Raw genomic sequence first — 24,902 nt, 5'->3', positions numbered from 1 at the left:
CGGGTGCCCCCGGCGTGGTTGTCTCTGCCGGGTGACCGCAGACGACGCCACCCGGCGCTGGACCCGCTCGATGCCCGACGCCTACGAACGCCACCTGGTGCCGGCCCTCTTCCGGCCCTTCGCCGCCGACCTGGCGGCCAGAGCGGCGCCGCCGCACCCCCGCAGGGTCCTCGAACTCGCCGCCGGGACAGGCGTGTTGACGTCGGCCCTGGTCGCCGCCCTGCCCACGGCCACGATCGTGGCGACCGACCTCAACGAGGCCATGGTCGCCACCGGGTCGGCGCGCGAGCCGCGTGCGCGGTGGCGCCGGGCCGACGCTCGGGAACTACCCTTCGGGGACGGCGAGTTCGACCTCGTCGTCTGCCAGTTCGGGGTGATGTTCTTCCCCGACAGGCCGGCCGCGTACGCCGAGGTGCGCAGAGTCCTGGCCCCCGGGGGACGGTTCCTGTTCAACAGCTGGGGCCCGCTGCCCGCCCACGGATTCGGGGCCGCCTTCCAGACCGCCCTGGAGGAGTCCCTGCCCGACGGCGCGCCCACGTTCCTCAGGGACGTCCCCCACGGCTACACCGACCGCCGCACGGTCACCGCCGACCTCACGTCCGCCGGCCTCACCCCGGACGACGCCGACGAGATCACCCTCACCGGCACCGCCGAGTCAGCCGCCTCCGTCGCGACCGGCTTCCTCACCGGCACCCCGGTGCACGCCGCGCTGGAACCCCGCGCGGACGCCCCCGCCGTCCGGGCCGCCGTCACCCGCAGGATGACGGACGCCCTCGGCACCGGACCGGTGACGGCGCGGATGACCGCGACCGTCTACACGGCACACCGACCCGCCTGACGAGGGAGGCAGAGCCGGACGGACGAGAGTTCAGGAACCGCTACGGCGTCGAGGTCGCCGGTGACCTCGACGCGCCGAAGTTCGACACGCTCGACGAGTTCTTCACCAAGAACCTCACCCGAGGGCCCTCACGCGGGGGAGACCCCGACCGTCTCGTGGCCCTCCCGGCGCATCCGTTCGCTGCCCCACGCGCCGAGGGGCCCGAGGGCCCGGTTGAGGGTGCGGCCGTGCTCGGTGAGGGAGTACTCCACGCGCGGCGGCACCTCGGCGTACACCTCGCGGTGCACGAGGCCGTCCTCCTCCATCTCGCGCAGATGCTGGGTGAGCATCTTCTCGCTGACCCCCGGCAGCGCGCGGCGCAGCTCGGCGAAGCGGCGCACGCGGTGGGCGTCGAGCTCCCACAGGATCAGCCCCTTCCACTTGCCGCTCACCACGTCGAGCGCGGCGTCGATGCCGCAGATGTAAGGCCCGTTCCTCGGTGCCTTCGCCATCGCCGATCCCCCTTACTTCTTGGTAAGTACCGCAGTAAATAGTAGGTACTTCCGGGCGGCGTGACGATCTTCGAGCATGGAGGGGTGAACGAACGACAGAACACCACCACCACGACCGTCACCGTGATCGGACTCGGCCCGATGGGCCAGGCGATGACCCGCACCCTCCTCAAGGCCGGCCACCAGGTCACCGTCTGGAACCGCACCGCGAGCAGGGCGGACGGCGTCGTCGCCGACGGGGCCAAGCACGCGGCGACACCCCGCGAGGCGGTCGAGGCGAGCGACCTCGTGATCCTCAGCCTCACCGACTACCGGGCGATGTACGACATCCTCGACGGCGCCACCGACTCCCTCGCCGGCCGGACCCTGGTCAACCTCAGCTCCGACACCCCCGACCGCTCGCGCGAGGCGGCCGACTGGGCGGCCGGCCACGGCGCCGGCTTCCTCACCGGCGGCGTCATGACCCCCGCGCCGATGGTCGGCACGGAGGCCGCCTACGTCTACTACAGCGGCCCCGCCGACCTGCTGGACAGCCACCGGGCGACGCTGGCCCTGCTGGGCGCGCCGAAACACCTGGGCGACGACCCGGGCCTGGCCCAGCTGATGTACCAGGCCCAACTCGCCCTGTTCCTCGCCACCTTGTCCGGCCTCATGCACGCCACCGCGATGCTGGGCACGGCGGGCATCCCGGCCAGGGAAGCACTCCCCGAGCTGCTTCCCCTCGCCGACTCGATCGGCGCCATGCTCAGGGCCGGCGAGGAACACCCCGGCACCGCGCTCGACGCGGGCGAACACCCCGGCGAACTCAGCACGGTCACCATGATGGGCGCGACGGCCGACCACATCGTCGAGACCAGCCGGGCCCTCGGCATCGACCTCGCGCTCCCGCTGACCGTGCAGGCGCACTACCGGCGCGCGATCGACGACGGACACGGCGGCGACAACTGGACCCGCATCATCGACGGCATCCGCGCCCCGCGCTGACCTCAGCGGACGCTGTGCCAGTACAGCCGCTCCGCCCGGTCCGGATCACGCACGATCCGGCACTCGGCGTCCAGCCACATCGTGGCGCGGCCGGCCGGCGTGCAGGCGGGCCAGGCCGGGGACCGGTCCGCGTTCAGGAGGGAGCCGGGGTCCTGGTCGGCGTGGGCGAACTCGAGGGCGATGTCGGAGGCGTGCGGCGAACCGATGGGGAAGTCGGTGCCCGGCACGAGCGTGGGGCTCGGGCAGGCGAGCTGGTCCATGAACACCGGCGCCGCCCGCCGCGCCGCCTTGGCCTCCGCGACCTTGATCGCGTCGCGCCGGATCGGGGAGGTGGTGATGGCGAAGCAGAGCCGCGCGGGCGCCGCGTCGGGCCGTGAGGCGCGGAACACGCCGATGAACCGGTCGAGTTCGGCGCCCTGGTACGTCCGGCCCAGCTCCCTGCGCAGGCCGGCGTCGCCGATGCGGAAGATGTCGGGCGGCCCGAACAGGCTGGAGTACACCGTCTCGTCACGGCAGGTGCCGCACACCAGCGGCTCGTGCGCCGAGAAGGGCGCGACGCCGTCGGCGAAGGGGTGCCGGGGGACGACCGTGCCATCGACGAACGCCCCGAACCCTGGCAGCGCGCCGGGCTCGCCCAGGGCGGGACGCCGTTCGCGGCCTCGGACCGCTGGCTCGCGAGCAGCCGATCCGCCGGGACGTCGTGCAGACGGGGAACGTCCGTCGGGGTCAGGCCCAGCAACTCCAGCGTGCGCCTGGCCCCGGGCGGTGGCGCCCTCGCGGGTCGCCAGGCGCAGCGGGTCGGCGTCCGGCATCTCCAGGCCGGCGGCGTACTCCTCGCCCGCGAGGTCGCCCAGGAAACAGAGGTGGCGCCGGGGTTCATCTCGCCGCCCGGCTGCTGGACGGCCGGGCCGAGGAACCTGACGACACCGCCCTCGCGTTTGCCGCGTACTCGGCCGTGACGGGCCGCCGTCTCGACGGTTCTCGCCGCGCCCCGAAATGAGTGGTCGTCTCGCCGAGTTCCCCGGAACACTGCCCCAGTGACCCTGAAACCCCTGCTCCGCCCCCGCGCCCTCGTCCCCGGCGACCTCGTCGTCATCGCCTCCCTCTCCGGACCGCTGCACGCCGAGTACGAGCCCGACCTCGAACAGGCGGTGGGCGTGCTGGAGCGGATGGGCTTCCGTGTCCGCCGGGCGCCGCTGCTCGAAGTGGGGCGGCGCCGCTGGTGGAGCGCGGCGCGGCCCGAGGAGATCGCCGAGGAGTTCAACGGGCTGCTGCGCGACCCCGAGGTGCGGGCGATCGTCGCGCACGACGGCGGGCAGACGGTGTTCGGCTACCTCGACCTGATCGATTTCCGGGCGGTCGCCGCCGACCCCAAGCCGATCCTCGGCCTGAGCGACATCTCGCTGCTGCACCTCGCCCTCTACGCGCGCACGGGCCTGGTCGGCTTCCACACCGACGTCGCCACCCCCGGCATCGGCGGGAGCTGGCAGCGGGCGCCCGCTGCGCGCCGGACGGAACTGGAGAAGCTGTACGCGACGCTGCTGACCGGCACGGAGGCGATCGGCACGCTGCCGACCGGCCCGGCGTGGGAGTGCTGGCGCCCCGGCCGCACCGAGGGACGGCTCATCGGCGGGGTGATCAACCGCGTCACGCTGGTACAGGCCACGCCGTTCGCGCTGCCCCTCGACGCGTTCGACGGCGCGGTGCTGTTCTGGGAAGAGGCGGGCGTCCCCGCCTCACACCTGTGGACCTACCTGCACGTCCTGCGGCACGCCGGCATCCTCGACCGGATCTCCGGCATGGTCGTGGGCGTCCCCCACGAGATCGCCGGGCTCGGCGAGTCGCCCAGCCTGCGCGAGATCGTCCTCGACGTCCTCGGCGACCGCGCCATCCCCATCCTCGCCAACGCCGACTTCGGCCACGCCGGCCCCAACCTCCCGATGCCGCTCGGCGTACGCGCCGGGCTGGACGCGGGGGAGCGGACACTGACACTGCTCGAACCGGCGGTTGTGCGGGGCTGAACGGCAGGGGGCGGCGGTGCCGTTCAGCACGATGCCGAGCAGGCCGGCGAAGCGGGCGCCGAGGCCGTCGCGCCGGACGGCCTCCTCGACACCTGCCACGCCGAACGGCCCCGTCGCCGCGCGCGTCCTGCGGAACGTCCGCGCCCGGAACGCGCTCGCCGTTCTCTCCACGGACGTCGACGCGCTACGGCCGGGCCGCTCCTGTCCCGATGGGAGGGATATTCCTGATATTGCGGCATTCATCGCGACTGTTGGGCATGGTTGTGGGTATGGCTCATGAGCTGGGGAGAGCCCAAGGGGCCCGCAGCTGAAGGGATCGGAACGACCATCTCGAGGGGAACGGACGACATGGAGCAAACCGGCAACACGGTGTCGCGGCGTGCCGCGCTGAAGACCGTCGCGGGGACGGCACTCACCGCGGGCCTCGGCAGCCTCTCCCTGGCGGGTGCGAACTCGGCCGCAGCAGCAGGGGGTTTCACGGACATCAGGCAGTTCCAGGGCACGTGGAACGGTTCGTACGACGGTCGGAGCTCCCGGCTCACCATTCGAGTCCAGGGGCAGCCGCCGAGCGATCGCTACACACTCTTCTTCACCTTCACCGACGAGAGCGGTGCCTCGTATTCCGGCACTCTGCAGAACATCGCGGCGAGCACCTACCACCTCCCGTACTTCAAGCTCGGCGCCAACGGCGAACTGGACTGGCAGGGGCTTCTGCTGCACACGTGGAACACGGATTACATTTCGGGATTCTCCGTGTGGAACTCGGGCGTCTACCCGATGTCCTGGACGAGGTCGACCGTCAACGATCCGTTCACCCCGGGCCCCCAATGGACGGGCTACACCGACTACTTCGGCGACTACGCCGGATTCCTCGACGGGCGTAATGCTCGACTGGTGGTCTCGCGGGGCCAGCGTCCGGATCCGTCGCAAGCGGGTTCGCCGCTGAAACCGACTGTGGAGCGCGTCATCTCGGATACGGACCGGGGCACGTCCTGGTTCGCCTGGAACTGGGAAGCCGATGTCCAAAGGCAGCCGGTTTCGCAACAGCGGATCCTCCTGGAAGGCTTCTACACGACCCCGGACCCCCAGCCGACCACTCTGAAATTGGACTACATCTTCCCGCACGGCTGGAACCGCAACTACATCAGCGGCAGGATCCAGCAGATCGGCAGCCCCAGCTCCTACTACGGCATTCAGTTCAAGCGCGTATGAGCGCCGCTGCCTGATCATGGCCGCACCGGGACCCAAGGCCGCCCTCCACTTTTGTGGAAGCCGGACGAGCTCTTCCCGTCATCCGCACGGTTGGTCGGGGAAGGCCGTCGCCGCCCACTCGGCCTGCTCGTCACTCCCGGCCAAGCCTGCGACGGGAGCATGTTCGAGCAAGGCATGGCCGAGGCCCGAGTTCCACGCCGGGGCGGCCACCCTCCTTCGATCGCGCTGCGACAAGCGCGCCTACGTCTTCCACGGCGCCGTGGCCGTTGCCGCGATCCGTCGCGGGCTCCGCGGCTGATGCCGCCACCGCCCGCCGTCAGAGGTGCGGCAGTCGGTCCGCAACTGTGGGAGGGCATCGCTGTTCAAGCCAGAAGAGATAGACGCGGAGGTGCGATGCCAGCTCGCCGTCGAGGTATGCGGCGTACTTCAGGGCAGCGGCGGCCACACCTTGCCCTGCCTTCGCGTCGTCGGCCTCCCAGTCGGCTCGCCGGTTCGCCAGATACTCCCTGATCCGCCCTCGGTCGCGCCACCATTCCCGGACCGCTGACGGTGTCCAGTGGGTGTCGCCGTCGCAACCGTAGCCGGAGAACGCCTCGGCCTCCGCCGCGTCGACCAACTGCTGTAGTTCCTCCGGCGTCCGGGGCTGTCGGTACACGTACTCGGTGAAGTGGTCGGCCTCGTAGAGCACGAGCCCGGGGGCGTGGATACGGCCTGTGCCGCAGTTGTCGGTCGCGGCCCCGTAGAACGGTCCGGGCACATTGAGCCACTTCCGGTCCGGCCACTGTCCGAGGAATGCCCCTCGCGCGTCGTCGAGCAGAGGCACCGGATCGAAGTAGAGGTCCACGGCCGAAGGTTAGCCATGTCCTGAACGATTCACCGGACACGGCCCGGAAGATCGGCGACAGCCGGACTCGGCCCCGGGTGGGGTGGTCGGGCCGGTGTGTGGGGGTGGTGTTGGGGACACCCCCGGGTCCGGTGTTCAGGGCCCGCGACGGCGGGTGCGGTCGAGGACAGGATGTGACGAGCCGGAAACGACCACTCACACTCACCGGGGACCCCCATGACCGAGACCTTCGCGCGCCGCCTGACCGGCGTCGCGGGTATCGCCGCCGCAGCCTGCCTCATCGTCGAAGTACCCCTGTACTTCGTCTACTCGGGGCCGCCGCCGGACGCGAACGTCCTCAGTAGGCTGCTCATCGGTATCGTCGCGCTGGTCTGTCTGCTCGTCTTCGTGACCGCTCTGCGGGAACTGGTGAGACGGGTGAGCCCGGCGTACGAGTGGGCCGCATCGATCGCCTTCACCGCCGGACTCGTGTACGCGACCGTCACGCTCGTCTCCAGCGGGCTCGAAGCGGGTGCCGTCATCGCCGCGGACCAGGCCATCGACCCGACGATCGACGTCAGCGGCACCTACATCCTCTACGGCACGATCTCCCGCCTGCTCCTTGCCCTCTTCCTGGCCGCCGTCGCCTTCATCATCACCCGCACCGGCCTGCTCCCGCCCTGGACCGCCCGCTCCGCCTACACCCTCGCCGCCGTCAACCTCGCCTTCGTCCCCTCCCTCTTCTTCGGCAACACCCCCGCCCACTTCTACGCGGCCAACGGCTGGGGCACCACCGCCCTCATGGGAGCCCTCCTCAGTTACTGGCTCCTGGCCCTGGGCATCTCCGCCTACCGCAGCGCTCGGGCCGTACCGGGCGACTCCTGACGCGGCACCGCCACCGCCCGCACGGGAGCCGGCCAGACCTGGACGAGATACCCCTCGTCCAGGTCACCACCGTCCTCCCGTCCACGCGCGTGCACCCGCAGCCGGTACTCCCCGGCGCCCCGGAAGGCCAGAACGGGCAGTTCCTCGTCGAGGTCGTCCATCATCCCGCGCACCTGGAGATCACCGGAGACGGAGCAGGCGGAGATCTCCACGACCTCCTCCCACACCCCGTCCCCGACCCCGGGCTCCGCCTCGTACAAGGCGACCTCGACCTCGACCGACCCCGTATGAACCCCCGTCACGACGACGATCACCCCGTCCATCACCACGACGAACCCGGCCTCCCCCCAGCCGAGTTCAGGCCCGACGGGACCGGCCTCGTCCTTGATGTCGAACTGGTGGTACTGCACCGGAACACTTCCACTCCGCCGCTCCACCACCGCGTCACCCATCACCGCGCCCCCTCTCGCCGGACCCGACGCGCCCGCCGTCCCGCAGAACCTACCCGGAACGGGAGGAGGCCGTCAGGTGGCGAGGGTGTCCTGGCCGAACTGCTCGTCCTGGAGCGCGAGTTCGCCGACGGGTTCGACTCGGGAACGCGGGAGGAGCTGGTGACCAGCACGTGGGCGAGAGCGTTCCACGCCAGGACGTCACCCCGCCGGCCCCGCACGATCGCTGTGGCCCCGGCGAGGTCGTCCAGCGCACACTGCAACTGGGGCTGGACCTTCTGCCGCCCCCGGCCGCAGGGCCGCGTGGCCGTCCTGCCGGCGAGCTGGGCGACCTCTTCGCAAGGAGGAACTGGACGCGCTGACCGCCGTCCTCGCCCGCGACGGCGTCCAGGTCCAGGGCCACTGCCGACGTGCTTGACGCGCCTCTGTCGTTCTCCGTCAAGGGCCCGGTCACCGCCGTGAATGCCGTCCTGCCCGGCATGCGCGCACTCGGCCGTGGCACGCTCCTGTTCGTCAACGGCGGCAGTGCTGTACGCCCGGATGCTTCACGACGCCCTCGCCCCCGAGAAGATCCACGCCGGCCGGCTGATCATCCCCAGTGCGATTCGCCCCGACGCCGAGTGCGGCAGCCCTGACGTCCTCGCCGGGCGGCTGTACGACATGTACGTCACGCGCGACGGCTTTCGCCACGGTGCCGGGCCGCTGCCGGATCGATGCCCCTGAAAGGGGGGGGTGCCCCTATGACTTCGGTCAAGGGGCAACTGGGGTTGGTGGTTGGTAGAAGGTGCCGTCGCGGAGCATCGCGAAGAGCACGTCTGCTCGGCGTCGGGCGAGGCAGAGGATGGCCTGGGTGTGGTGCTTTCCCTGGGCGATCTTCTTGTCGTAGTAGGTGCGGGAGGCCGGGTCGGCCAGTGCGGCGAACGCGGAGAGGAAGAAGGCCCGCTTGAGCTGCTTGTTTCCTCTCCGTGAGGGCTGTTCGCCGCGGATGGACGACCCGGAGGTCCGGGTCGCCGGGGCGAGGCCGGCGTAGGCGGCAAGGTGGGCGGCGGACGGGAACGCGGTGCCGTCACCGACGTCGATGAGGATGCGGGCTCCGGTCCTGATGCCGATGCCCGGCATGGACATCAGGACCTTGGAAAGAGGGTGGGCCTCCAGCAGTTCCTCGATCCGGTGGGCCAGCAGTTTGCGCTGGTCGAGCACTGCCTGGAGCGAGGAGGCGAGGCTGGGAACGATCAGCGCGGCCGCATCCGTGCCCGGGACGACAACGGTCTGCTCGTCCAGCGCGGTGAACACGTCATCGATCAGCCGCTCCGCCATGCGGGGCGCTTTCGGCCGGATCAGGGTGACGAGCCGTCGGCGTCCGGCCTTGCGTATCTGGGCCGGCGAGCCGAACTGGTCCAGCAGCCTGAGGACGGCCGGGTGCTGCATGCGCGGGCCCAGGACCCTTTCCAGGTGCGGATGAATCTGTGTGAACAGGCCCCGCAGCCGGTTGGACAGGCGAGTTGCCTCGGACGCCAGGTCGTCGTCGAACCCCACGATCATCTGCAGCTCGGCGATCGTCTCGTCGTCGAGGTCGACCGACCGCAGCGTGTGGGGCATCGACCTGGCCGCGTCGGCGATGATGAACGCGTCCTTCGCGTCAGTCTTGGCCTCGCCGGGGTAGAGGTCGGCGATCCGCCGCATGGTCAGGCCGGGCAGATAGGCGACATGACAGCCGAGCTCGCGGGCGACGGCCAGGGGCAGGGCGCCGATGGAGGCGACCTGGTCGACGATGACGAGGACGGTGCCGTGCTTGGCCTGCAGTTTGGCGAAGACCTCGCGGAGTTTGGGCTCGCTGTTGGGCAGTCTGCGGTCGAAGGTCTTCTTCCCGGCCGGAGTGAGTGCGGTGGCGTGGTGTTCGCCCTTGCCGACGTCCAGGCCGAGGTAGACGTCGATGCCGCCGGTATCGATCACGTGCGGAGTCCTCCGGTCGTACTCACCCGGCCCTGCCACGGCACTGATCGCCACATCCACATTACGAAGAGCCTCCCGACCTGCGAAGAAGTCGGTGGTTATGCCCCTAATCAGCGGTCTGTCAGTGCCTCCGGAGCTGGTGACACCACCCCCCAAGGCCATGCACTCGACAAGGGGAGGTAGTCATGCCAACTCCGAAGGCCGGTAACCCCGTTGCGGGGCTACGAAGACGGTAATGGGGGGGGCTGTGCGCCGAACCGTCCGTCCCCAACTCATCCGCTCCGTGGCTGAGAAGGTGCTCTTGGCGTGGGCCCTCCGCTCTCCCACACTGGCCTGCGGAGCAGGGAGAACGGGGGCGTGGGGGATGGCGAGGCGGAGATTGACGCGGGCGCGGAAGCGGCGGCTTGTGCGGGTCGGGGGTGGGGTGCTGGTCGGTGTCGGTTATCTCGTGTGGCAGTACCCGTGGGTGGTTGTCGGGCTGGTCTGTGTGGCGGTGGCCGGTGGGGGCGGCTGGTGTCTGTGGGCCGCGCACCGGCGTGAACGTCTCGGCGACCTCGCCTGGCGCAGCCGCGAGCGGCGGATCGAGCTGGAGCGGTCCATGGCGGGCATCGACGCGATGAGCTGGCAGGACTTCGAGCGGTACGTCGCCGAGCTGTGCCGGCGGGACGGGTGTACCGGGGTCACGGTGGTCGGCGGGGCGGGTGACCTCGCGGCGGATGTGATCGGCCGGCTTCCCGATGGGCGGCGGCTCGTCGTCCAGGTCAAGCACTACGCGCCGCACCGCAAGGTGCCCAGCGGTGACATGCAGAAGTTCGTCGGCATGGCCTACGCCGAGCACCATGCGGACGTCGCCCTGTATGTCACGACCTGCGAGTACAGCGCCGCCGCCCGCGCCCTCGCGCTCAAGCACGGCATCACCGCCCTCAACCGCGACCTGTTCGGCTCGTGGAACAACGGCGCGCCCCTGCTGTCCCTGCTTCCCCTCGGCGGCGCCGGAGGAGGACCGCCCCGTGGAAGGAACCGGCACCGCGCTTGACCTTGCCGCTGGCGTCAGGGTCGGACGATGCCCGGCATGGACACCAGCACCGCACCGCGCACCACCAGGACCGTCGTCGTCACCGGAGCCGGCACCGGCATCGGCCGGGCCACCGCCCACGCGTTCGCCGAACAGGGCGCCCACGTCCTCGCCGTCGGTCGCCGCCCCGAACCCCTCCACGAGACGGCCGCAGGACACGCCCGGATCACCCCGCTGCCCGTCGACATCACCGCGGACGGCGGGCCCGAGCTGATCGTCCGCACGGCGCTGGAGACGCACGGCCGGCTGGACGTGCTGGTGAACAACGCCGGCATCGTGCGCGCCGGAGCCCTCGGCGCGCTCACCCCGGAGACGATCGCCCCGCAGATCGCGACCAACCTCATCGCCCCCGTCCTGCTGACCCAGGCCGCGCTGGCGCCGCTGGAGGCGTCCGGCGGTGTCGTCGTCAACGTGAGCACGTCGGTGGACCGGCGGGCCTGGCCCGGCAACTCCGTGTACGCGGCGACGAAGGCCGCGCTGGAGACGCTGACCCGCAGCTGGGCCGTCGAACTGGCACCGCGCGGGATCCGCGTCGCGGCGGTCGCGCCGGGCGCGATCGACACCCCGATCGGCGAGCACCAGGGACTGACGCCCGAACAGAGCGCCGCCGTACGGCAGTGGCAGTTGGCGCACACCCCGCTGGGCCGGATCGGCCGGCCCCGGGAAGTGGCCTGGGCGATCACTCAACTCGCGTCCCCTGACGCCTCATTCGTCACCGGGGTGGTCCTCCCGGTCGACGGCGGGGCGGTCGTCGCGTGATACGAATGGCCCCCGGAGAAGGGGGCGACGGGTGCGGATCGGTGAGCTGGCCAGCGCGACCGGGGCGAGCGCCCGCGCGCTGCGGCACTACGAGCAGGCCGGGCTGATCACCTCGGAGCGCGCCCCCAACGGCTACCGCCACTACGACGAGCGGGCGGTGGGCCGGGTCCGCAACATCCGCCACCTCCTGGCCGCCGGGCTCACCCTGGACGACGTCCAGGTGTTCCTCCCCTGCCTGGACGGGGACATGACCACGGCACCGCCGTCCGCCCGGGGACTCCAGGTCGCCGAGCGGCGGCTGGCGGTCCTCGACGCACGTATCGCCGCGCAGACAGCCGTCCGGGACCGCCTCCGGGACGCGTTGAGCCAGGGGGGGGTGCAACTGACTGTCGCTCACAGCACCGTCGACCCCCCGTCCACCGAGATGCAGGCCGCCGTGACCCCCGCCCCGCCCTCGGAGGCCAGCCACTCCACGGCCGCCGCCACCTCCTGCGGCGAGGTCAGCCGGCCTGTCACCGCGCGGCCGGTGAAGTGCCCGAGGAGTCCGGTGTAGTCCGTGCCGAGGACGCGCGCGGCGACCGGACCTTTGTCGCGGACCCAGTCGGTGAGGACGGCGCCGGGGCAGACGCAGTTGGCGGTGATGCCGTGGACGCCGACCTCCTTGGCGAGGACGCGGGTGAATCCGATGAGGGCGTGTTTGGCGGTGGCGTAGGCGCACAGCCCGGGGTCGGGGTCGCGGCCCTCCATGGAGGAGATGTTGATGATGCGGCCCGAGCGCTGCGGGACGAGGTGGGCGAGGGCCCGGCGGGTCGTGTAGAGGGCGGGGTCGAGGTTGAGGGAGAGGGTGCGGTGCCAGAGATCGTCGGAGATGTCGGCGACGGTCGCGAAGTCCGCCGCCCCGCCGACGTTGTTGACGACGATGTCGAGGTGCCCGAACCGTTCGACGACGGTGTCGACGGCGCGCTCGGCGTCCGCGCGGGACGTGGCGTCGCCGGTCGACAAGGCGGCGTCGTCCCCGGCGGCGAGCTGGTCCAGGGCCGCTCGGCCGGTGTCCTCGTCGCGGCCGGAGATCACCACGCGGGCGCCCGCCGCGAGGAGCCGGTGCGCGATGGCGAGGCCGATGCCCCGGGTGCCGCCGGTGACGAGGGCGGTCTGTCCGGTGAGGTCCATGAGGGGTGCTGCCTTTCGCGGAGTCGGTCAGGCGTCCAGCCGGGCGAGTTCGGTGCCGTACAGGCCGCTGATCTGCGCGAGGACCCGCCCGTCGGCCGTCCGCGCGGTGGACACGCCGGTCGCGGCGCAGTGGCCGAGGACGATGCCGTCCGCGCAGTCGCGGGCGAGAGCGGCGTCGGTGCCGGGCGCGAACAGGCCGATCCGGGCGATCCGGCGCGGCACCGCCACGCCGACCCGCCCCTCGGCGTCGGGGACCAGCCACCGCGTCCGGGCGAGGCTGTCCAGCAGCACGCACGGCGTGGCCGTCCCGGGCAGCGCGGCGAGCAGGGCGGCGTCCGGCTGCCACCGGCAGACGCTGCCCCCGGGCCCGCCGCGCGCCTCGGCGGTGGCCCGGAACACGCCGGTGAGCAGGGCGGGCGAGGCGGCGTCGTAGTACGGGTCGGCGACGGGCCGCCACCCCGCGCCGTCATCCGGCTCACCGGAGGGGGCCGGCAGCGGCTCGGGACCTCCCAGCCGGACGACCGCGCGGAAGTGCTCACGGTCCCGGGCCAGCACCCGCCCGTCGGGCGCGACGGTGTCCGAGCGCACGGACACCGCGACGGACGCCGCCCGCTCCGGCTCCGCGCCGACGACCGACGCCGTGACCCGGTACTCCGCCGGGGCCCCCTCCCGGGCCCGCACCCATGCCGAGAAGACCAGGTTCTCCACCGCGCGCACAGCGAGCCCCGGCACGAGTCGCCGCGCGGCCTGCACGGCGACGTCCGCGAGCATCACCCCCGGCAGCGTGGGCCGCCCGTCCACCAGGTGGTCCCGCAGGAAACCGTGCCGCTCCACGTCCAGCGTCAGCCGCCACCGGCCGGGCCCGTCCGCCTCGCCCAGCAGCCCGGACGTCTCCCGGAACCCGGGGAACAGCCGCTCGAACGAGGCGTGTTCGGCCTCCCCGACGAACGTGATCAGCCGCTCGCCCCGGGGCCGCGCCAGCTCGTCGAGGAAGTGCGCCACCCCCTCCGCCGTCGTCATCCGGCTGAGCCGCGCGGTGCGCGCCGTGTACGACTGGACGACGCTGCCGGAGCCGAGCCCGGTCTCGTCCCACACGGTCCAGGCGACGGTGAACTCCCCCCGCTCCTCGGCCGCCGCGTACGCCGCCCCGGCGAGGAAGTCGTTCGCCGGCGAGTAGTCGCTCTCGCCGGGCAGCCCCGCGAGCCCGGTCACGGATCCGAAGTTGCACCACAGCCGGGGTGTCAGCGCCCCGGCGAACGCCTCGCGCAGATGGTGGTAGCCGGCGAGCTTCACGTCCCGCACCCGCCGCATCCCCGGCAGGTCCTTGCGGACGATGTCGCCGGGATGGTGCACCCCGGCTCCGTTGACCAGCAGATCCACCCGCCCCTCGGCGCTCCCGACCAGTTCGGCCGTCCGCAGCACCGCCTTCCGGTCGGTGACGTCGGCGGTGTGGAAGCGCACCGCGTCCGCGCCGCACAGCTCCCGCAGCCGGTCCAGGGTGAGCCGCGACTCGCGGGCGTGCAGCAGCCGTTCGAACCGCTGGTTGATCTCCCGCACGGACAGCTCGGGCTCCTCGGCCCGTGTCGAGGCGATGAACTGAGCGCGCAGGCCGGGGAGTTGGTCGTCGTCCGCGCGCAACAGGGTCTCCGGCACGTCCTCCAGGCGGCTCGACCCGATCAGGTGCACCCGCACCGGCACCCGTTCGGCCAGCCCCAGCAGACACGCGGCCGTGATCCCCCGCGCACCCCCGGTCGCCACGACGACCGCCCCCGGCGCCAGCGCGACCGTCCCCGCCGGCACGTCACTCGCCCGCAGCCGCTGCACCAGCCGCACCCCCTCCCGGTGCACGACGACAGGCAACCCCCGCACCCGCCCCAGCTCCACCCCCACCGCACCGAGCGCGTCCAGCGCCGACGCCGCGTCACTCAGCAACGCCACCGGCGTGCAGCCCACCAGTTCCCAGGCGAGACTCTTCACGAACCCGGTGAACAGGTGCGCGTGCGGCGGCGCCACCCCTTTCGGGAACCCCGTCAGCACCACCACCCCCAGCGTCCCGCCGTCCACCAGCGCGTCCCGCAGCTCCCGGACGGCGACGAACGCCGCCTCCTGCACCGCGAGCAGCGCGCCCTCCGGCGGCGCGGGCCACTGCGGCGACGTCCGCATCGGCACGACCACCCGCACGTGCCGGAAGCCGTGCGGACTGTCGGCGAGGAGCCCCGCGACGGCCTCCTGCGGATCCTCGCCGGGCCGCGGGGCCAGCAGCCGACAGGAGGGCACCGCGCGGACGGCGTCGCGCAACGCGCCCGCGCACGCGGGGGAGGTGATGACCAGGGTGCCGGGGGAGAGGACGGGCGCGGCGGACGGGACCGTCCCGGCGGGCTCCCAGACGACGGTGTGCCGGGAGGTCGTGCGCGGCGCGGGGAGCGGGAGGCGGCGCACCGCCTCGACCAGGTCGTCCGCCGCCAGGTAGGGGCCGAGCGCGGCCCGCTCAGGGAGGCCCGCCACGAGGTCGTCGAGCGGGGACAGGACGGACCAGCCGTGCGCGCGGGCGACGGAGGCACGGGTCACGGCGAGCGCGAAGGCGCCCTCGGCCGGGACGTCCGGGGCGAGACCGTGCAGGTGCGCGAAGAGCGCGGAGCTGCCGCCGTTGACACCGAGGACGACCGCCAGGTCCAGCTCCCCCCGCCTCAGGTACGCGCGCGCGGTCGTGAGGGCGCTGCGGCCGGAGGTCGGTCCCGTGTCCACGGTCATGGTCAGCCCGTGCAGGTCGTGGACGGCGGCGACGCGGGCCGGGATCACATTGGGCATCACCCCGGCGAGGGTGTCCTCGCCGGTGGCCGGGGTGCGGTCGAGGACGGCCTCGACGAGCGCCTTCACCGGCTCGGCGGCCACCTCTTCCGTCAGTGACCGTGCGTAGCAGCGCACGCTGAGGTCCGCCGAACTCGCCGGCACCCCGGTGTGCGCCGTGATCACCCCCGTCGTCTCCGTCAGCCCCGCCCAGAAGGGAGCGAGGCGCGCGGCGGCCTGGAGCGCCATCAGCTGCGCCGGGTCGATCGCGGCGGCGGTGCGCGGCGGCATCCGCACCTCGGCCGGCGGCGGCACCGGGTACGGCGTCCCGAAGTGTCGTTCGGCGAGCGGGAGTCCGGCGTGCAGGCGCCGCAGGACCTCCGCCTCGCCGGGCGCGCCGGGCAGGTGCGCGGACCAGCCGACCACGACCACCGGATCACCCTCCAGAACTGGGGGCTGCGAACGTGGCCCGGACTCGTCCTGGAGCAGCAGATGCGCGTTGGTCCCGCCGAACCCGAACGCCGACACCCCCACCGTGCGCGGCCGGCCGGGGCGGCGCGGCAGGGGCGTCGCGTGCGCGGGGACGCGCGGCGCGGACGGCCCGCCGGCCTCGTACGGGACCTGTGCGGGCACCGTCGAGTGGGCGAGTCCTTGGAGGGCGTGCACGACCGACACCACCCCGGCGGCCCAACCGGTGTGCCCCAGCACGGACTTGTTCGACGTGCACAGCGCGCCCGGATGCGCCTCCTCCAGGACCGCCCGCTCCACCCCGTCCCCCACCGGGGTGCCCGTCGCGTGGGCCACCACCCAGTCGAGCTGCCCGGCCGGCACCGCGTTCACGCCGCGCGCCCGCCGCAGCGCCCGCTCCTGACCCGTGCGGTGCGGCGCGTGCACGGCCTTGCCCCGCCCGTCGGACGCGGCCCCGAACCCGGCCAGCACCGCGAGGACCCGATCCCCGTCGGCCCGCGCCCGGTCCAGCCGTTTCAGGGCGACCAGGCCCGCGCCGTCCGAGAACAGCACCCCGTCCGCGCCCGCGTCGAACGCCCGCACCCGGCCGCTCGCGCTCAACCCGCCCAGCTGCGAGAACAGCACGCTGTAGCGCGGCCCCTGCGAGAAGACACCCCCGCAGTACGCGACGTCGCACTCCCCGTCCAGGACGCTCTTGGCCCCCAGGTCGATCGCGTACAGCGACGACGAGCACGCGGTGTCGACCACCCGCACGGGCGTCCGCTCCGGGAGGACCCCGCGCAGCGCGGCGCGCACGGCCGCGTACGGCAGGTGGTCCGCGACCGCCCCGGCGTACGGGTAGTGGCGCCGCAGGAGGTCCCGCAGCTCCCGCCCGGCCTGCTCGGCGACGGCCTCGACGAGGACGCTCTGCTCGACGTGCTGACTGCCCTCGTTCCACGCCCCGACGAAACACGCCGCCCGCGCACCCGGCGGGGGCGCGCCGCACTGCCGGAGCGCCGCCCGCAGCCATGTCGTGAGGAAGTCCGACGTGTCGCCCTCCTCGTGCGCGTAGCCCGCGACCCTGCTGTACGTACGGTCGGCGGTCCTGCGCCCGGGGGACCAGAAGTGGTCCAGCGCGAACCGCTCCCCGGGCTCCGTGAACACCGGCCGCCCTTCGACCAGCCGCTCCCACAGCGTGTCGGGGCCGTGGACGCCGGGGGCGACGACGCCCATGCCGACGATCGCGACGGTCTCCTCGGCCGGTTCCGGCGGCGGGGGAGTGGAACGCGGCGTGAGCATCGCCCGGCCCACCGAAAGGCCGCCGTCCGCGAGGAACGTCTGCCCCGAGACCCAGCCGCTCTGCGGCGACGCCAGGAACGCCACCAGCCGCGCCAGTTCCTCCTCCGTGCCGACCCGGCCCAGCGGGGCCGCGTCCGCGCACACCTGCCGCAACTCCCGCGCCCCCGGGAACAGTTCGGCCGTCGTGTTGTCCAGCAGCCCCGCCGACGCGGTGTTGACCCGGATGCCGAGCGGCCCCAGATCCGCCGCGAGATACCGCGTCAGCGCCTCCAGCGCCGCCTTGCACACCCCGACCAGGAGGTAGTTGTCCATGGCGAGGCCCGCGCCGATGGAGGAGACGTTGACGACGGCGCCGCCCCGGCCGCGCATGAGCGGGACGGCGTTCAGGGCGCACCAGCGGGCGCCGTGCACGTTCGTGTCCAGCGCGCGCTGCCACTCGCGGTCGGTCAGCTCGTCGTAGCGGGCGAAGACGCCCCGGGCCGCGTTGTTGACCAGGACGTCCAGGTCGCCGTGGGCCCGCGCGATCGCCTGGAACATCTCCGCGACCTCGTCCGGCTTGGCGACGCTCGCGCGCAGCGCCTGCGCCGAGCCGCCCGCCGCCCTGATCGCCTCGACGGTCTCCTCGGCGCGGTCCGGGGAGTGGAAGTGGTTCACGATCACATGCGCGCCGTGCCGGGCCAGTTCACGGCTGATCGCCGCGCCGACGCCCTTGCCGCCGCCGGTCACCAGCGCGATCCGCCCCTCCAGGTCCCGGGCCGCCGGGATCTGCGCGCGCGTCACCGGGCGGCCGTCCCGGGCAGGGTGAGCAGCAGCTCCGCCAGGGCGTCGAGGGTGGTGTGGCTGGTCAGACGGTGGCCGTCGGGCGGGAGGGCGCGGCCGTAGCGGTCCAGGGCCTGGGAGAAGAGTTCGACCTGTTTGATGGAGTCGACGCCGAGGTCGGCTTCCAGGTCGGCGTCGGGGGTGAGGACGTCCGGGGGGTAGCCGAGGGCTTGGGCGTACAGGTCGCGTAAGACGCCGACGAGTTCGGGGTGAGTGGGGAGGGCGGGGGAGTGGGGTGTGCGGTCCACCGGCCGGGGTGGGGTTTCCGGGGCCGGACGAGGCGTGTGCGCTGGCCACTCCCGGGCACCGCCCGGCGCTGCCGGCCCTCGCCGGGCCGCCGCCCCGTCCACCACCGGCTCTCTCCACGCCGCCACCACGTCCCGCGCCCCCGGCCCGCTCCGCAGCCTTGCCACGTTCTCCGCCCCCGCCCCGCTCCGCACCCCCGCCACGTCCTCCGCCCCAACCGCCCTGCGCACCGCTTCCGCGAACTCCTCACCCCCCACCCGCCTCCGTAACGGCGCCACGGCCCGCACCCCGGGTGCGATCGACGTCACCAGGTCGGTCAGCACCCCCTTCGCCCCGCACTCCACGAAGACGTCGGCCCCCTCGGCGTGCAGGACGCGTACCGCGTCGGCGAACCGGGTGGGGCGGACGAGGTGGGCGGAGGCCAGGGCGGCGTGGTCGGCGGGGCCGCCGTCGACGTACCGGCCGAGGATCGCGGAGTACAGGAGGTGGCGCGCCGGACGCGGGACGAGCCGGCCCGCGCGGGCGGCGAAGTCGTGGGCGACACCGGCGAGTCCGTGGCTGTGGAACGCGTACGGCACCCGCAGCTCGGTCGCGCCGATCCCCACCGCCTCCGCCGCCTTGCGCACCCGCCCCAGCGCCCCCTTGGGGCCGGACACGACACTCTGCCGGGGCCCGTTGTCGGCGGCCACGCACACCTCGCTCTCGGCGAGCGCCGCCACGAGATGCGCCGCCCGTACGGCGGAGACCTCCAGCGCGACCATGCCGCCCGCCCGGGGCGGACACGCCGCGAACGCCTCGTCGCGCGCCGCGACCAGCGCCACCCCGTCCGCGAGGCCGTGCACCCCGGCCGCCACGAGCGCCACCAGCTCCCCGAAACTGTGCCCGAGGAGCACGTCCGGCCGCACCCCCAGCCGTTCGGTGAGCAGTCGGAACAGCGCCGCCTCGGACGCGAAGATCGCCAGGTGCAGATCCTGCGGGGCGCCCTCCACCAGCTCCCCGAGCGTCGGCGCCCGCGTGTCGAGCAGCAGCCGCGACACCGGGTCGCGCCCGAGCCCGGCCGCCGCGCGGTCCACCTCCGCCAGCACCTCGCCCACCACGGACTCCGTCTCGGCGAGCGCGCCCAACGCGCCCGGCACGTACGCCCCTTGGCCGGGGAACAGGACAACACAGCGCGGCATGGACACCTCTCGGGTCACGGAACGGGGAAAAGGGCATCCGCCGGACGACGGCCGGGGGGAACCGGTTGTCATGCTCCGTGCCGGGTGCGGGGAGCGTGTAGGGCGCCTCGGGCGGCGCGTGGATCGCGCGCGGGCCCAGGGAGTGCGCCGGTGCGACGGACGGCCGTGGCCGGAAGACGCCGCTGTGCCCCGGCCGCGATCACGGTGCCGGCTACGGTGACCGGTCGCCGGAGTGCGTCACGGATGGGAGAGGCGGGATGACCGTGAGTGAGTGAGTGGGATGCCGAGGTCGCCGTGGTCGGTCTGGGCGCCTGGGGCTTCGGCGGCTCCGTCGTGGCGCGGAGCGCGGGCCCGGTGCTCGCCGGGGTCGTCGGCCACGCGGCGGCCGTCGCGTCAGCCGGGGTTCAGCATGCCGCCCAGGACGCGCGGTAGGGCCCACGCCAGATCGTCGCGGGAGAGGCCGTCCGAAGCGGGGGCGGCCTCGTCGCCGTGCGCATGGCCTACGGGGTGCGTGGTACGCGGTCCACGACCCCGACACGCGGCCATGTCGCGCCCCGCCTCCCAGCCGTGAGGCGGGTCTCGGGGCGCGGAGTATGCCTGGAGGCGTTCGCGATCAGCTCCGTGATGATCAGCGAGACACGGTCGGCGAGGCCGTCGAGGTGCCGGGCTCGGCCATGGACGGCTCGCACGGGAAGGTCTGGCTGCACGTGGGGTGGCCGACGGAAAGGGCCTCACCCCGTGAGGGAACCTCAGGGTGCAGAGCCGGCGCCCTGCAGGGTGAGCATTTTGGCGAGCAGGCGGTTGAGTTCAGTTCTCTCGCTCTGGGTCAGTGATGCCGTCATGGTGTCTTCCACCTGGCGTGTCACAGGGAGCGTCTCGTCGAGGGTGCTACGGCCTTCCGGGGTGAGGTGTACGAGCTTGCGGCGCCGGTTGGCGGGGTCGACGGCCGCGTGGATGAGGCCGGCGCGGTCCATGCGGTCGATGAGGTAGCCGCAGGTCGACTTGTCGAAGCCGCCGCGTTCCCCGATGGTCTGCTGGTCCAGCGGCTGCTCGACGGCGAGCAGGGCCAGGACGGCGAGCTGGGGCGATGTCGGGCCTCCGGGCATGGCGCCGGACCAGAGCGCTGCGAAGCGCTGATTGGCCCGTCGCAGCAGGTGACCTGTCGCCTTGAGGGGGTCGAGAGAGTCAAGCCCCGCCTGACCTGGCCTGTTCGTGTCCCGCATGTCCAGCCCTTCACTTCTGCGCATCGGCATTTGCGCTTCATGCTTCCCTGCCCCTACCTTAGTCCAGGCACGGACATTCCGTGTTCTTACATTCCGAGTACGGAGTGTTATGGAAGGGAGGGCCGATGCGACTGGTGGTAGGCATGACCGGTGCCACGGGCGCGATCATCGGCATACGGCTGCTGGAGGCGCTGCGCACACTCGACGTGGAGACCCATCTCGTGCTCAGTCAGTGGGCCAGAACCACGATCGAGATGGAGTGCGACTGTTCCGTCCGCGACGTCCGCGCGCTCGCCACGCGGACCTACGGCCCGAAGGACCAGGCCGCCGCCATCTCCAGCGGATCGTTCCGCACCGACGGCATGGTCGTGGCTCCGTGCAGCATGAAGACGGTGGCCGCCATCCGTACGGGGTACGGCGAAGGGCTCATCGGGCGGGCCGCCGACGTCACCCTCAAGGAACGGCGCCGACTGGTGCTGGTTCCCCGTGAGACGCCGCTCAGCGAGATCCACCTGGACAACATGCTGGCCCTGTCCCGGATGGGCGCCTCCATCGTGCCGCCCATGCCGGCCTTCTACCACCGCCCCGAATCCGTCGACGAGATCGTCGACCACACGGTCGCGCGGCTGCTGGACCAGTTCGGCCTGGAACTGCCCGACACCCGCCGCTGGGAAGGCCCGCCGCCTCGGAAGAACGCTCCCGCCACCCCTCCAAGCCCCATCCGCACCGAGACAGACGCACCCGCCTCCCGGGAGGTATCTCATGCAAGCGCCCTATGACGATCTGCGCGGCTTCCTGAGCGCGCTCGAAGCCAACAAGCAGCTGCTGCACATCGACCGTGAAGTCAAGCCCGAGCCGGATCTCGGCGCCGCCGGTCGTGCCGTCGCCAACCTCGACGGCAACACGGCACCGGCCCTGCTGTTCGAGAACATCAAGGGCTTCAGTGAGGCACGCGTCGCGCTCAACATCCACGGCTCCTGGGCCAACCACGCACTGATGCTCGGCCTCCCCAAGGAGACCTCCCTCAAGGAGCAGTTCTTCGAGCTCGGCGACCGCTGGCAGAAGTTCCCTGTGCCGGTCGACCGCCGCACCGAGGCACCGTGGCAGGAGATCACCGTCTCCGAGGACATCAACCTCTTCGAGCTACTGCCGGTCTTCCGCCTCAACCCTGCCGACGGCGGCCCGTACATCGACAAGGCGGCCGTCATCACCCGCGACTCCGCCGACCCGGACAACTTCGGCAAGCAGAACGTCGGGATCTACCGCATGCAGGTCAAAGGCCCCGACCACCTCGGCCTGCAGTCCGGACCCCCGCACGACTTCGGCCGCCACATCACGGCCTCCGACGGCAAGAAGACCGGCCTGCCGATCGCCATCGCCATCGGCAACGACCCCGTCCTGTCCCTGGTCGCCAGCACCCCGCTGGCCTACGACCAGTCCGAGTACGAGATGGCCGGCGCCTGGCGCGGCGGCGTCCCCTACCCGATCGTCAAGGCGCCGCACACCGGACTCGACGTGCCCTGGGGATCCGAGGTCGTCCTGGAAGGCGAGGTCATCTACGGGGAACGCGAGTTCGAAGGCCCCTTCGGCGAGTTCACCGGCCACTACTCCGGCGGCCGCGCCCTGCCCGTAGTCAAGGTCCACCGCATCCACATGCGCCGCGACCCGATCTTCGAACACCTCTACCTCGGCCTCCCCTGGACCGAGATCGACTACCTGATGGCGCTCAACACCTCCGTGCCGATCCACCGGCAGCTCAAGGAGGCGTTCCCCGAGGTCCAGGCCGTCAACGCCATGTACACCCATGGCATGGTCAACATCATTTCCACCAAGGTCCGCCACGGCGGGTTCGGCCGCGTCGTCGGCCTGCGCGCGCTGACGACCCCGCACGGCATCGGCTACTCCAAGCTCGTCATCGTCGTGGACGAGACCGTCGACCCGTTCAACCTGGAACAGGTCATGTGGGCCCTGTCCGTGAAGTTCAACCCCCAGCACGACGCCATCAGCATCCCCCGGATGTTCGGCAACCCCCTGGACCCCGCCGGCGATCCCCAGGGAATCACGACCCGCCTCGTCCTGGACGCCACGACCCCCAGGTCCCCGGACAACCGCGGTGAGGACGACCAGCTCATCACCCCCTACCCGGAGACCACCGACTGGGAGAGCACCCTCAAGGAGATGCTGCGATGACCACCGCGACCACACCCAACCTCTGCCCCCGCTGCAGCTCGCCGGACATCAGCCTGGTCGCCGAGTCGCCCGTCCCCGGGCACTGGGTCATGCGCTCCTGCTCCCAGTGCTGGTACGCCTGGCGGTCCACCGAACCCGCCACCGCCACCGACCCCGACGCCTATCCCGACGACTTCCGCCTCACCCCCGACGACATCCAGCACGCCCCGCGCCTCGTCTAGGGCGCGTATCGAGTCGTGATCATCGGGCGCGACGCCGGTACGCGGCCCCCGAACCGCCGACAGGTCCTGGGCGGCTGCGGCAAGAGCCGGTGAACAGCCGGTGGGTTCCGGCGGCTCACACATGCGCGGCGCCTCACCCACGTCCACGTGATCAACCAATCCCCTTTCTTGGTGAGTCCACCGACTTACCTCATGTCTCGACAAGGAACAGACACATGAACCGTCTTGCGGGCAAGCGCGCCCTCATCACCGGCGGCACGAGCGGGATCGGTCTGGAGACCGCGCGGCGTTTTGTCGCAGAGGGGGCGGACGTGCTGGTCACAGGTGTGACCCCGGCCGGCATCGACAACGCGCGACAGGTCCTCGGGGACAAGGTGCCGGTGGTCCGGGCGGATGCGCGCGATCTCGATGCGCAGCGCGGCCTGGCGGAGCGGGTGCGTGAGCACTTCGGAGAGCTGGACGTGGCCTTTCTGAACGCCGGCGTCTCGGACTGGCGGCCGTTCGAGGACCACACGGAGGACAGTTTCGACCGGCTCTTCGACATCAACGTCAAGAGCGTCTTCTTCCTCACACAGGCCCTGATACCCGTGCTGGCCCACTCGTCCTCGGTCATCCTCAACGCGTCCAACAGCGCGCACGGCGGCTACGGGCAGTCGAACGCCTACGCCGCGACGAAGGCGGCTGTCAGCTCCCTGATGCGGTCGTGGAACGCGGACCTCCTCGCATCACACGGCATCCGGTTCAACGCGATCAGCCCTGGGCCGGTGGACACCCCGCTGTACTCCAAGTACGGAGAGCGGCGCGCGGCGATGCTGGAGGCGATCAGCTCCGGCATCCCTGTGAAACGCATGGGTAGGCCCGGAGAGATCGCGGAAGCCGTCGTGTACCTGGCCTCCGATGCCTCGGCCTTCACCGTGGGCCAGGACCTCATCCTGGACGGCGGCCAGACCGCTCTCTGACAGCGAGGACGCGCGGGAGACGGGCGAGGGGCGCAGGAGTGTCGGTGGTGGACCGTGACCGAGCGAAAACCGGTGGCGATGGGTCACCCGGTCACTGGATCGTCCATGCCTGGTACGAGTGGTTCAGGGGCGTCCACTGGCTGATGGTGGCTCCGTTCTCCGTCGATCCGGCACCGGCCTCCAGGACCTGCTCGGCCTCGAAGCCGCGGATGAGGTTTCCGCCGCTGTTGACGTTCGGCGTGCCGGTCGCCTCCTCCAGCGCACCGCCGGCCTGCTGGACACTGAAGTCGGCGATGAAGAGGTGGGCACTTCTCCCCCCGACCACGCGGCCCGCTTCTGGGGGTGCCCTGTGGTCCGGGTGACACGGGTCGAGGAGGCGGCGGCCTGAGCCAGGGAGAGCTTGGGCTCGGGGCAGGCGATCGAGTGGGGAAGGGGCGAGCCGGCAGGAAGGGGTGAGCCGGACGAGGAGGGGCGAGCCGACGAGGGGAGGGGAGGTGGTGAGAGCGGCGGGGCTGCGCGGGCGGCGGTACAGGCCCGGCCGCCGCGCCGGGTCACCGACTTTGGCGGGCCTTGTCCGCGTGAGGTGTGCCGGGTCACCGACTCCGGTGGGCCTTGTCCGCGTGTGGCGTGCCGGGCCGCCCGAGCCCGGCCGGTGTGATCCAGCCGAACCGCCCTGCCCGCGCGCGGCGCGCCGAGCCCGAACGGCTCGCCGCGCGCCGCAAGTGTCTCGGCGGTTGGGTTCCACGGCACTGGGGTCCGGTGTGTGGTGGAGCGGGTTGGCTGTTCCTGCCCGGCTTGCCTGCTCTCGCCCGGCCTGACTGACCCCGTCCCGTCTGGCCTGCTCCCGCCCGGCCTGGCCGACTCCGCTCTGCC

General features: G+C 72.3%; 24 protein-coding genes and 3 pseudogenes. 15 read left to right on the top strand and 12 right to left on the bottom strand.

The window, feature by feature from the left end:
- Positions 1–70 precede the first annotated feature (70 nt).
- Complete coding sequence (locus IAG44_RS00995) at positions 71–838, top strand: class I SAM-dependent methyltransferase (protein WP_187752439.1); 768 nt, start codon at positions 71–73, stop codon at positions 836–838.
- A 128-nt stretch (positions 839–966) separates the two neighbouring features.
- Here the strand turns inward: IAG44_RS00995 and IAG44_RS00990 are convergent, their stop codons facing one another.
- A complete protein-coding gene (locus tag IAG44_RS00990; RefSeq protein ID WP_187745223.1) occupies positions 967–1,329 on the bottom strand; it encodes a winged helix-turn-helix transcriptional regulator in 363 nt (120 codons plus the stop codon).
- An 84-nt stretch (positions 1,330–1,413) separates the two neighbouring features.
- On the opposite strand from IAG44_RS00990, the gene IAG44_RS00985 reads away from it, so the two are divergent.
- Positions 1,414–2,313, top strand: coding sequence for an NAD(P)-dependent oxidoreductase (locus IAG44_RS00985; protein WP_187745222.1), 900 nt, complete (start codon positions 1,414–1,416; stop codon positions 2,311–2,313).
- 2 nt (positions 2,314–2,315) lie between these two features.
- On the opposite strand, the gene IAG44_RS00980 is transcribed toward IAG44_RS00985, so the two are convergent.
- Positions 2,316–2,840, bottom strand: a complete 525-nt coding sequence (locus IAG44_RS00980; protein WP_187745221.1) for a hypothetical protein — start codon at positions 2,838–2,840, stop codon at positions 2,316–2,318.
- A gap of 9 nt (positions 2,841–2,849) precedes the next feature.
- Between IAG44_RS00980 and IAG44_RS00975 the strand changes: the two genes are divergently transcribed.
- From IAG44_RS00975 to IAG44_RS00965, 3 genes are all read left to right on the top strand, one after another.
- A complete protein-coding gene (locus IAG44_RS00975) occupies positions 2,850–3,272 on the top strand; it encodes a hypothetical protein (RefSeq protein WP_187745220.1) in 423 nt (140 codons plus the stop codon).
- A 78-nt stretch (positions 3,273–3,350) separates the two neighbouring features.
- On the top strand, positions 3,351–4,334 hold the full coding sequence (locus tag IAG44_RS00970) for a S66 peptidase family protein (RefSeq protein ID WP_343075711.1): 984 nt from the start codon (positions 3,351–3,353) through the stop codon (positions 4,332–4,334).
- A gap of 348 nt (positions 4,335–4,682) precedes the next feature.
- The gene (locus IAG44_RS00965) at positions 4,683–5,546 is read left to right on the top strand and encodes a hypothetical protein (RefSeq protein WP_187745219.1); all 864 of its coding nucleotides are present in this window, start codon (positions 4,683–4,685) and stop codon (positions 5,544–5,546) included.
- A gap of 316 nt (positions 5,547–5,862) precedes the next feature.
- Here IAG44_RS00965 and IAG44_RS00960 read toward each other — a convergent pair whose 3' ends face one another.
- Complete coding sequence (locus IAG44_RS00960; RefSeq protein ID WP_187745218.1) at positions 5,863–6,390, bottom strand: ferredoxin family protein; 528 nt, start codon at positions 6,388–6,390, stop codon at positions 5,863–5,865.
- 216 nt (positions 6,391–6,606) lie between these two features.
- On the opposite strand from IAG44_RS00960, the gene IAG44_RS00955 reads away from it, so the two are divergent.
- A complete protein-coding gene (locus IAG44_RS00955; RefSeq protein ID WP_187745217.1) occupies positions 6,607–7,254 on the top strand; it encodes a hypothetical protein in 648 nt (215 codons plus the stop codon).
- Here IAG44_RS00955 and IAG44_RS00950 read toward each other — a convergent pair.
- Both IAG44_RS00950 and IAG44_RS44465 read right to left on the bottom strand, forming a co-directional pair.
- Entirely contained in the window at positions 7,218–7,706 is a 489-nt protein-coding gene (locus tag IAG44_RS00950) for a hypothetical protein (protein WP_187745216.1), read from the bottom strand. The two genes, IAG44_RS00955 and IAG44_RS00950, sit on opposite strands and share 37 nt — an antisense overlap.
- A complete protein-coding gene (locus tag IAG44_RS44465; RefSeq protein WP_343075768.1) occupies positions 7,706–7,924 on the bottom strand; it encodes a hypothetical protein in 219 nt (72 codons plus the stop codon). The genes IAG44_RS00950 and IAG44_RS44465 overlap by 1 nt, the downstream gene beginning before the upstream one ends.
- A 180-nt stretch (positions 7,925–8,104) precedes the next feature.
- On the opposite strand from IAG44_RS44465, the pseudogene IAG44_RS00940 reads away from it, so the two are divergent.
- Positions 8,105–8,426 (top strand): annotated as a pseudogene (locus tag IAG44_RS00940) (SDR family NAD(P)-dependent oxidoreductase); the annotation flags it as partial.
- Positions 8,427–8,453: 27 nt separating this feature from the next.
- On the opposite strand, the gene IAG44_RS00935 reads toward IAG44_RS00940, so the two are convergent.
- Positions 8,454–9,656: an IS110 family RNA-guided transposase gene (locus tag IAG44_RS00935; RefSeq protein WP_187745214.1), complete on the bottom strand. Its 1,203-nt coding sequence runs from the start codon at positions 9,654–9,656 to the stop codon at positions 8,454–8,456.
- Positions 9,657–10,020: 364 nt separating this feature from the next.
- On the opposite strand from IAG44_RS00935, the gene IAG44_RS00930 reads away from it, so the two are divergent.
- The 3 genes and pseudogenes from IAG44_RS00930 to IAG44_RS00920 all read left to right on the top strand — a co-directional run.
- Positions 10,021–10,692, top strand: coding sequence for a restriction endonuclease (locus IAG44_RS00930; protein WP_187745213.1), 672 nt, complete (start codon positions 10,021–10,023; stop codon positions 10,690–10,692).
- A 27-nt stretch (positions 10,693–10,719) separates the two neighbouring features.
- Positions 10,720–11,490 (top strand): SDR family NAD(P)-dependent oxidoreductase, encoded by a 771-nt coding sequence (locus IAG44_RS00925; RefSeq protein WP_187745212.1) that lies wholly within the window; start codon positions 10,720–10,722, stop codon positions 11,488–11,490.
- 31 nt (positions 11,491–11,521) lie between these two features.
- A pseudogene (locus IAG44_RS00920) lies at positions 11,522–11,860 on the top strand (MerR family transcriptional regulator); the annotation flags it as partial.
- A 23-nt stretch (positions 11,861–11,883) separates the two neighbouring features.
- Here the strand turns inward: IAG44_RS00920 and IAG44_RS00915 are convergent.
- From IAG44_RS00915 to IAG44_RS00905, 3 genes are read right to left on the bottom strand one after another with little or no spacing between them, the layout of a single operon-like run.
- On the bottom strand, positions 11,884–12,660 hold the full coding sequence (locus IAG44_RS00915; RefSeq protein ID WP_187745211.1) for an SDR family NAD(P)-dependent oxidoreductase: 777 nt from the start codon (positions 12,658–12,660) through the stop codon (positions 11,884–11,886).
- A gap of 27 nt (positions 12,661–12,687) precedes the next feature.
- A complete protein-coding gene (locus IAG44_RS00910) occupies positions 12,688–17,973 on the bottom strand; it encodes an SDR family oxidoreductase (RefSeq protein ID WP_187745210.1) in 5,286 nt (1,761 codons plus the stop codon).
- Positions 17,970–19,436, bottom strand: a complete 1,467-nt coding sequence (locus IAG44_RS00905; RefSeq protein ID WP_187745209.1) for an acyltransferase domain-containing protein — start codon at positions 19,434–19,436, stop codon at positions 17,970–17,972. Before IAG44_RS00905 ends, IAG44_RS00910 begins: the two co-directional genes overlap by 4 nt.
- A 267-nt stretch (positions 19,437–19,703) precedes the next feature.
- On the opposite strand from IAG44_RS00905, the gene IAG44_RS00900 reads away from it, so the two are divergent.
- The gene (locus IAG44_RS00900; protein WP_187745208.1) at positions 19,704–19,868 is read left to right on the top strand and encodes a hypothetical protein; all 165 of its coding nucleotides are present in this window, start codon (positions 19,704–19,706) and stop codon (positions 19,866–19,868) included.
- Between the two features lie 80 nt (positions 19,869–19,948).
- On the opposite strand, the pseudogene IAG44_RS43105 reads toward IAG44_RS00900, so the two are convergent.
- Positions 19,949–20,196 (bottom strand): annotated as a pseudogene (locus IAG44_RS43105) (hypothetical protein); the annotation flags it as partial.
- Entirely contained in the window at positions 20,186–20,542 is a 357-nt protein-coding gene (locus tag IAG44_RS00895; RefSeq protein WP_187745207.1) for a MarR family winged helix-turn-helix transcriptional regulator, read from the bottom strand. The gene IAG44_RS00895 and the pseudogene IAG44_RS43105, both read right to left, overlap by 11 nt.
- Before the next feature lie 242 nt (positions 20,543–20,784).
- On the opposite strand from IAG44_RS00895, the gene IAG44_RS00890 reads away from it, so the two are divergent.
- From IAG44_RS00890 to IAG44_RS00875, 4 genes are all read left to right on the top strand, one after another.
- Entirely contained in the window at positions 20,785–21,438 is a 654-nt protein-coding gene (locus IAG44_RS00890) for a non-oxidative hydroxyarylic acid decarboxylases subunit B (RefSeq protein ID WP_187745206.1), read from the top strand.
- Positions 21,422–22,849, top strand: coding sequence for a non-oxidative hydroxyarylic acid decarboxylases subunit C (locus IAG44_RS00885; protein ID WP_187745205.1), 1,428 nt, complete (start codon positions 21,422–21,424; stop codon positions 22,847–22,849). The genes IAG44_RS00890 and IAG44_RS00885 overlap by 17 nt, the downstream gene beginning before the upstream one ends.
- Positions 22,846–23,070 (top strand): non-oxidative hydroxyarylic acid decarboxylases subunit D, encoded by a 225-nt coding sequence (locus tag IAG44_RS00880; RefSeq protein WP_187745204.1) that lies wholly within the window; start codon positions 22,846–22,848, stop codon positions 23,068–23,070. The genes IAG44_RS00885 and IAG44_RS00880 overlap by 4 nt, the downstream gene beginning before the upstream one ends.
- Positions 23,071–23,285: 215 nt before the next feature.
- Positions 23,286–24,029 carry an SDR family oxidoreductase gene (locus IAG44_RS00875; protein WP_187745203.1) on the top strand — a complete coding sequence of 248 codons (744 nt, stop codon included), beginning with the start codon at positions 23,286–23,288 and terminating at the stop codon, positions 24,027–24,029.
- 91 nt (positions 24,030–24,120) lie between these two features.
- Here IAG44_RS00875 and IAG44_RS00870 read toward each other — a convergent pair whose 3' ends face one another.
- Positions 24,121–24,354, bottom strand: coding sequence for an RICIN domain-containing protein (locus tag IAG44_RS00870; protein ID WP_187745202.1), 234 nt, complete (start codon positions 24,352–24,354; stop codon positions 24,121–24,123).
- Positions 24,355–24,902: the final 548 nt, after the last annotated feature.

This window comes from Streptomyces roseirectus (assembly GCF_014489635.1).
GTDB classification, from domain to species: domain Bacteria; phylum Actinomycetota; class Actinomycetes; order Streptomycetales; family Streptomycetaceae; genus Streptomyces; species Streptomyces roseirectus.
Note: the sequence above shows the minus strand (reverse complement) of the source record. Positions and strands in the feature narration are given on the sequence as shown.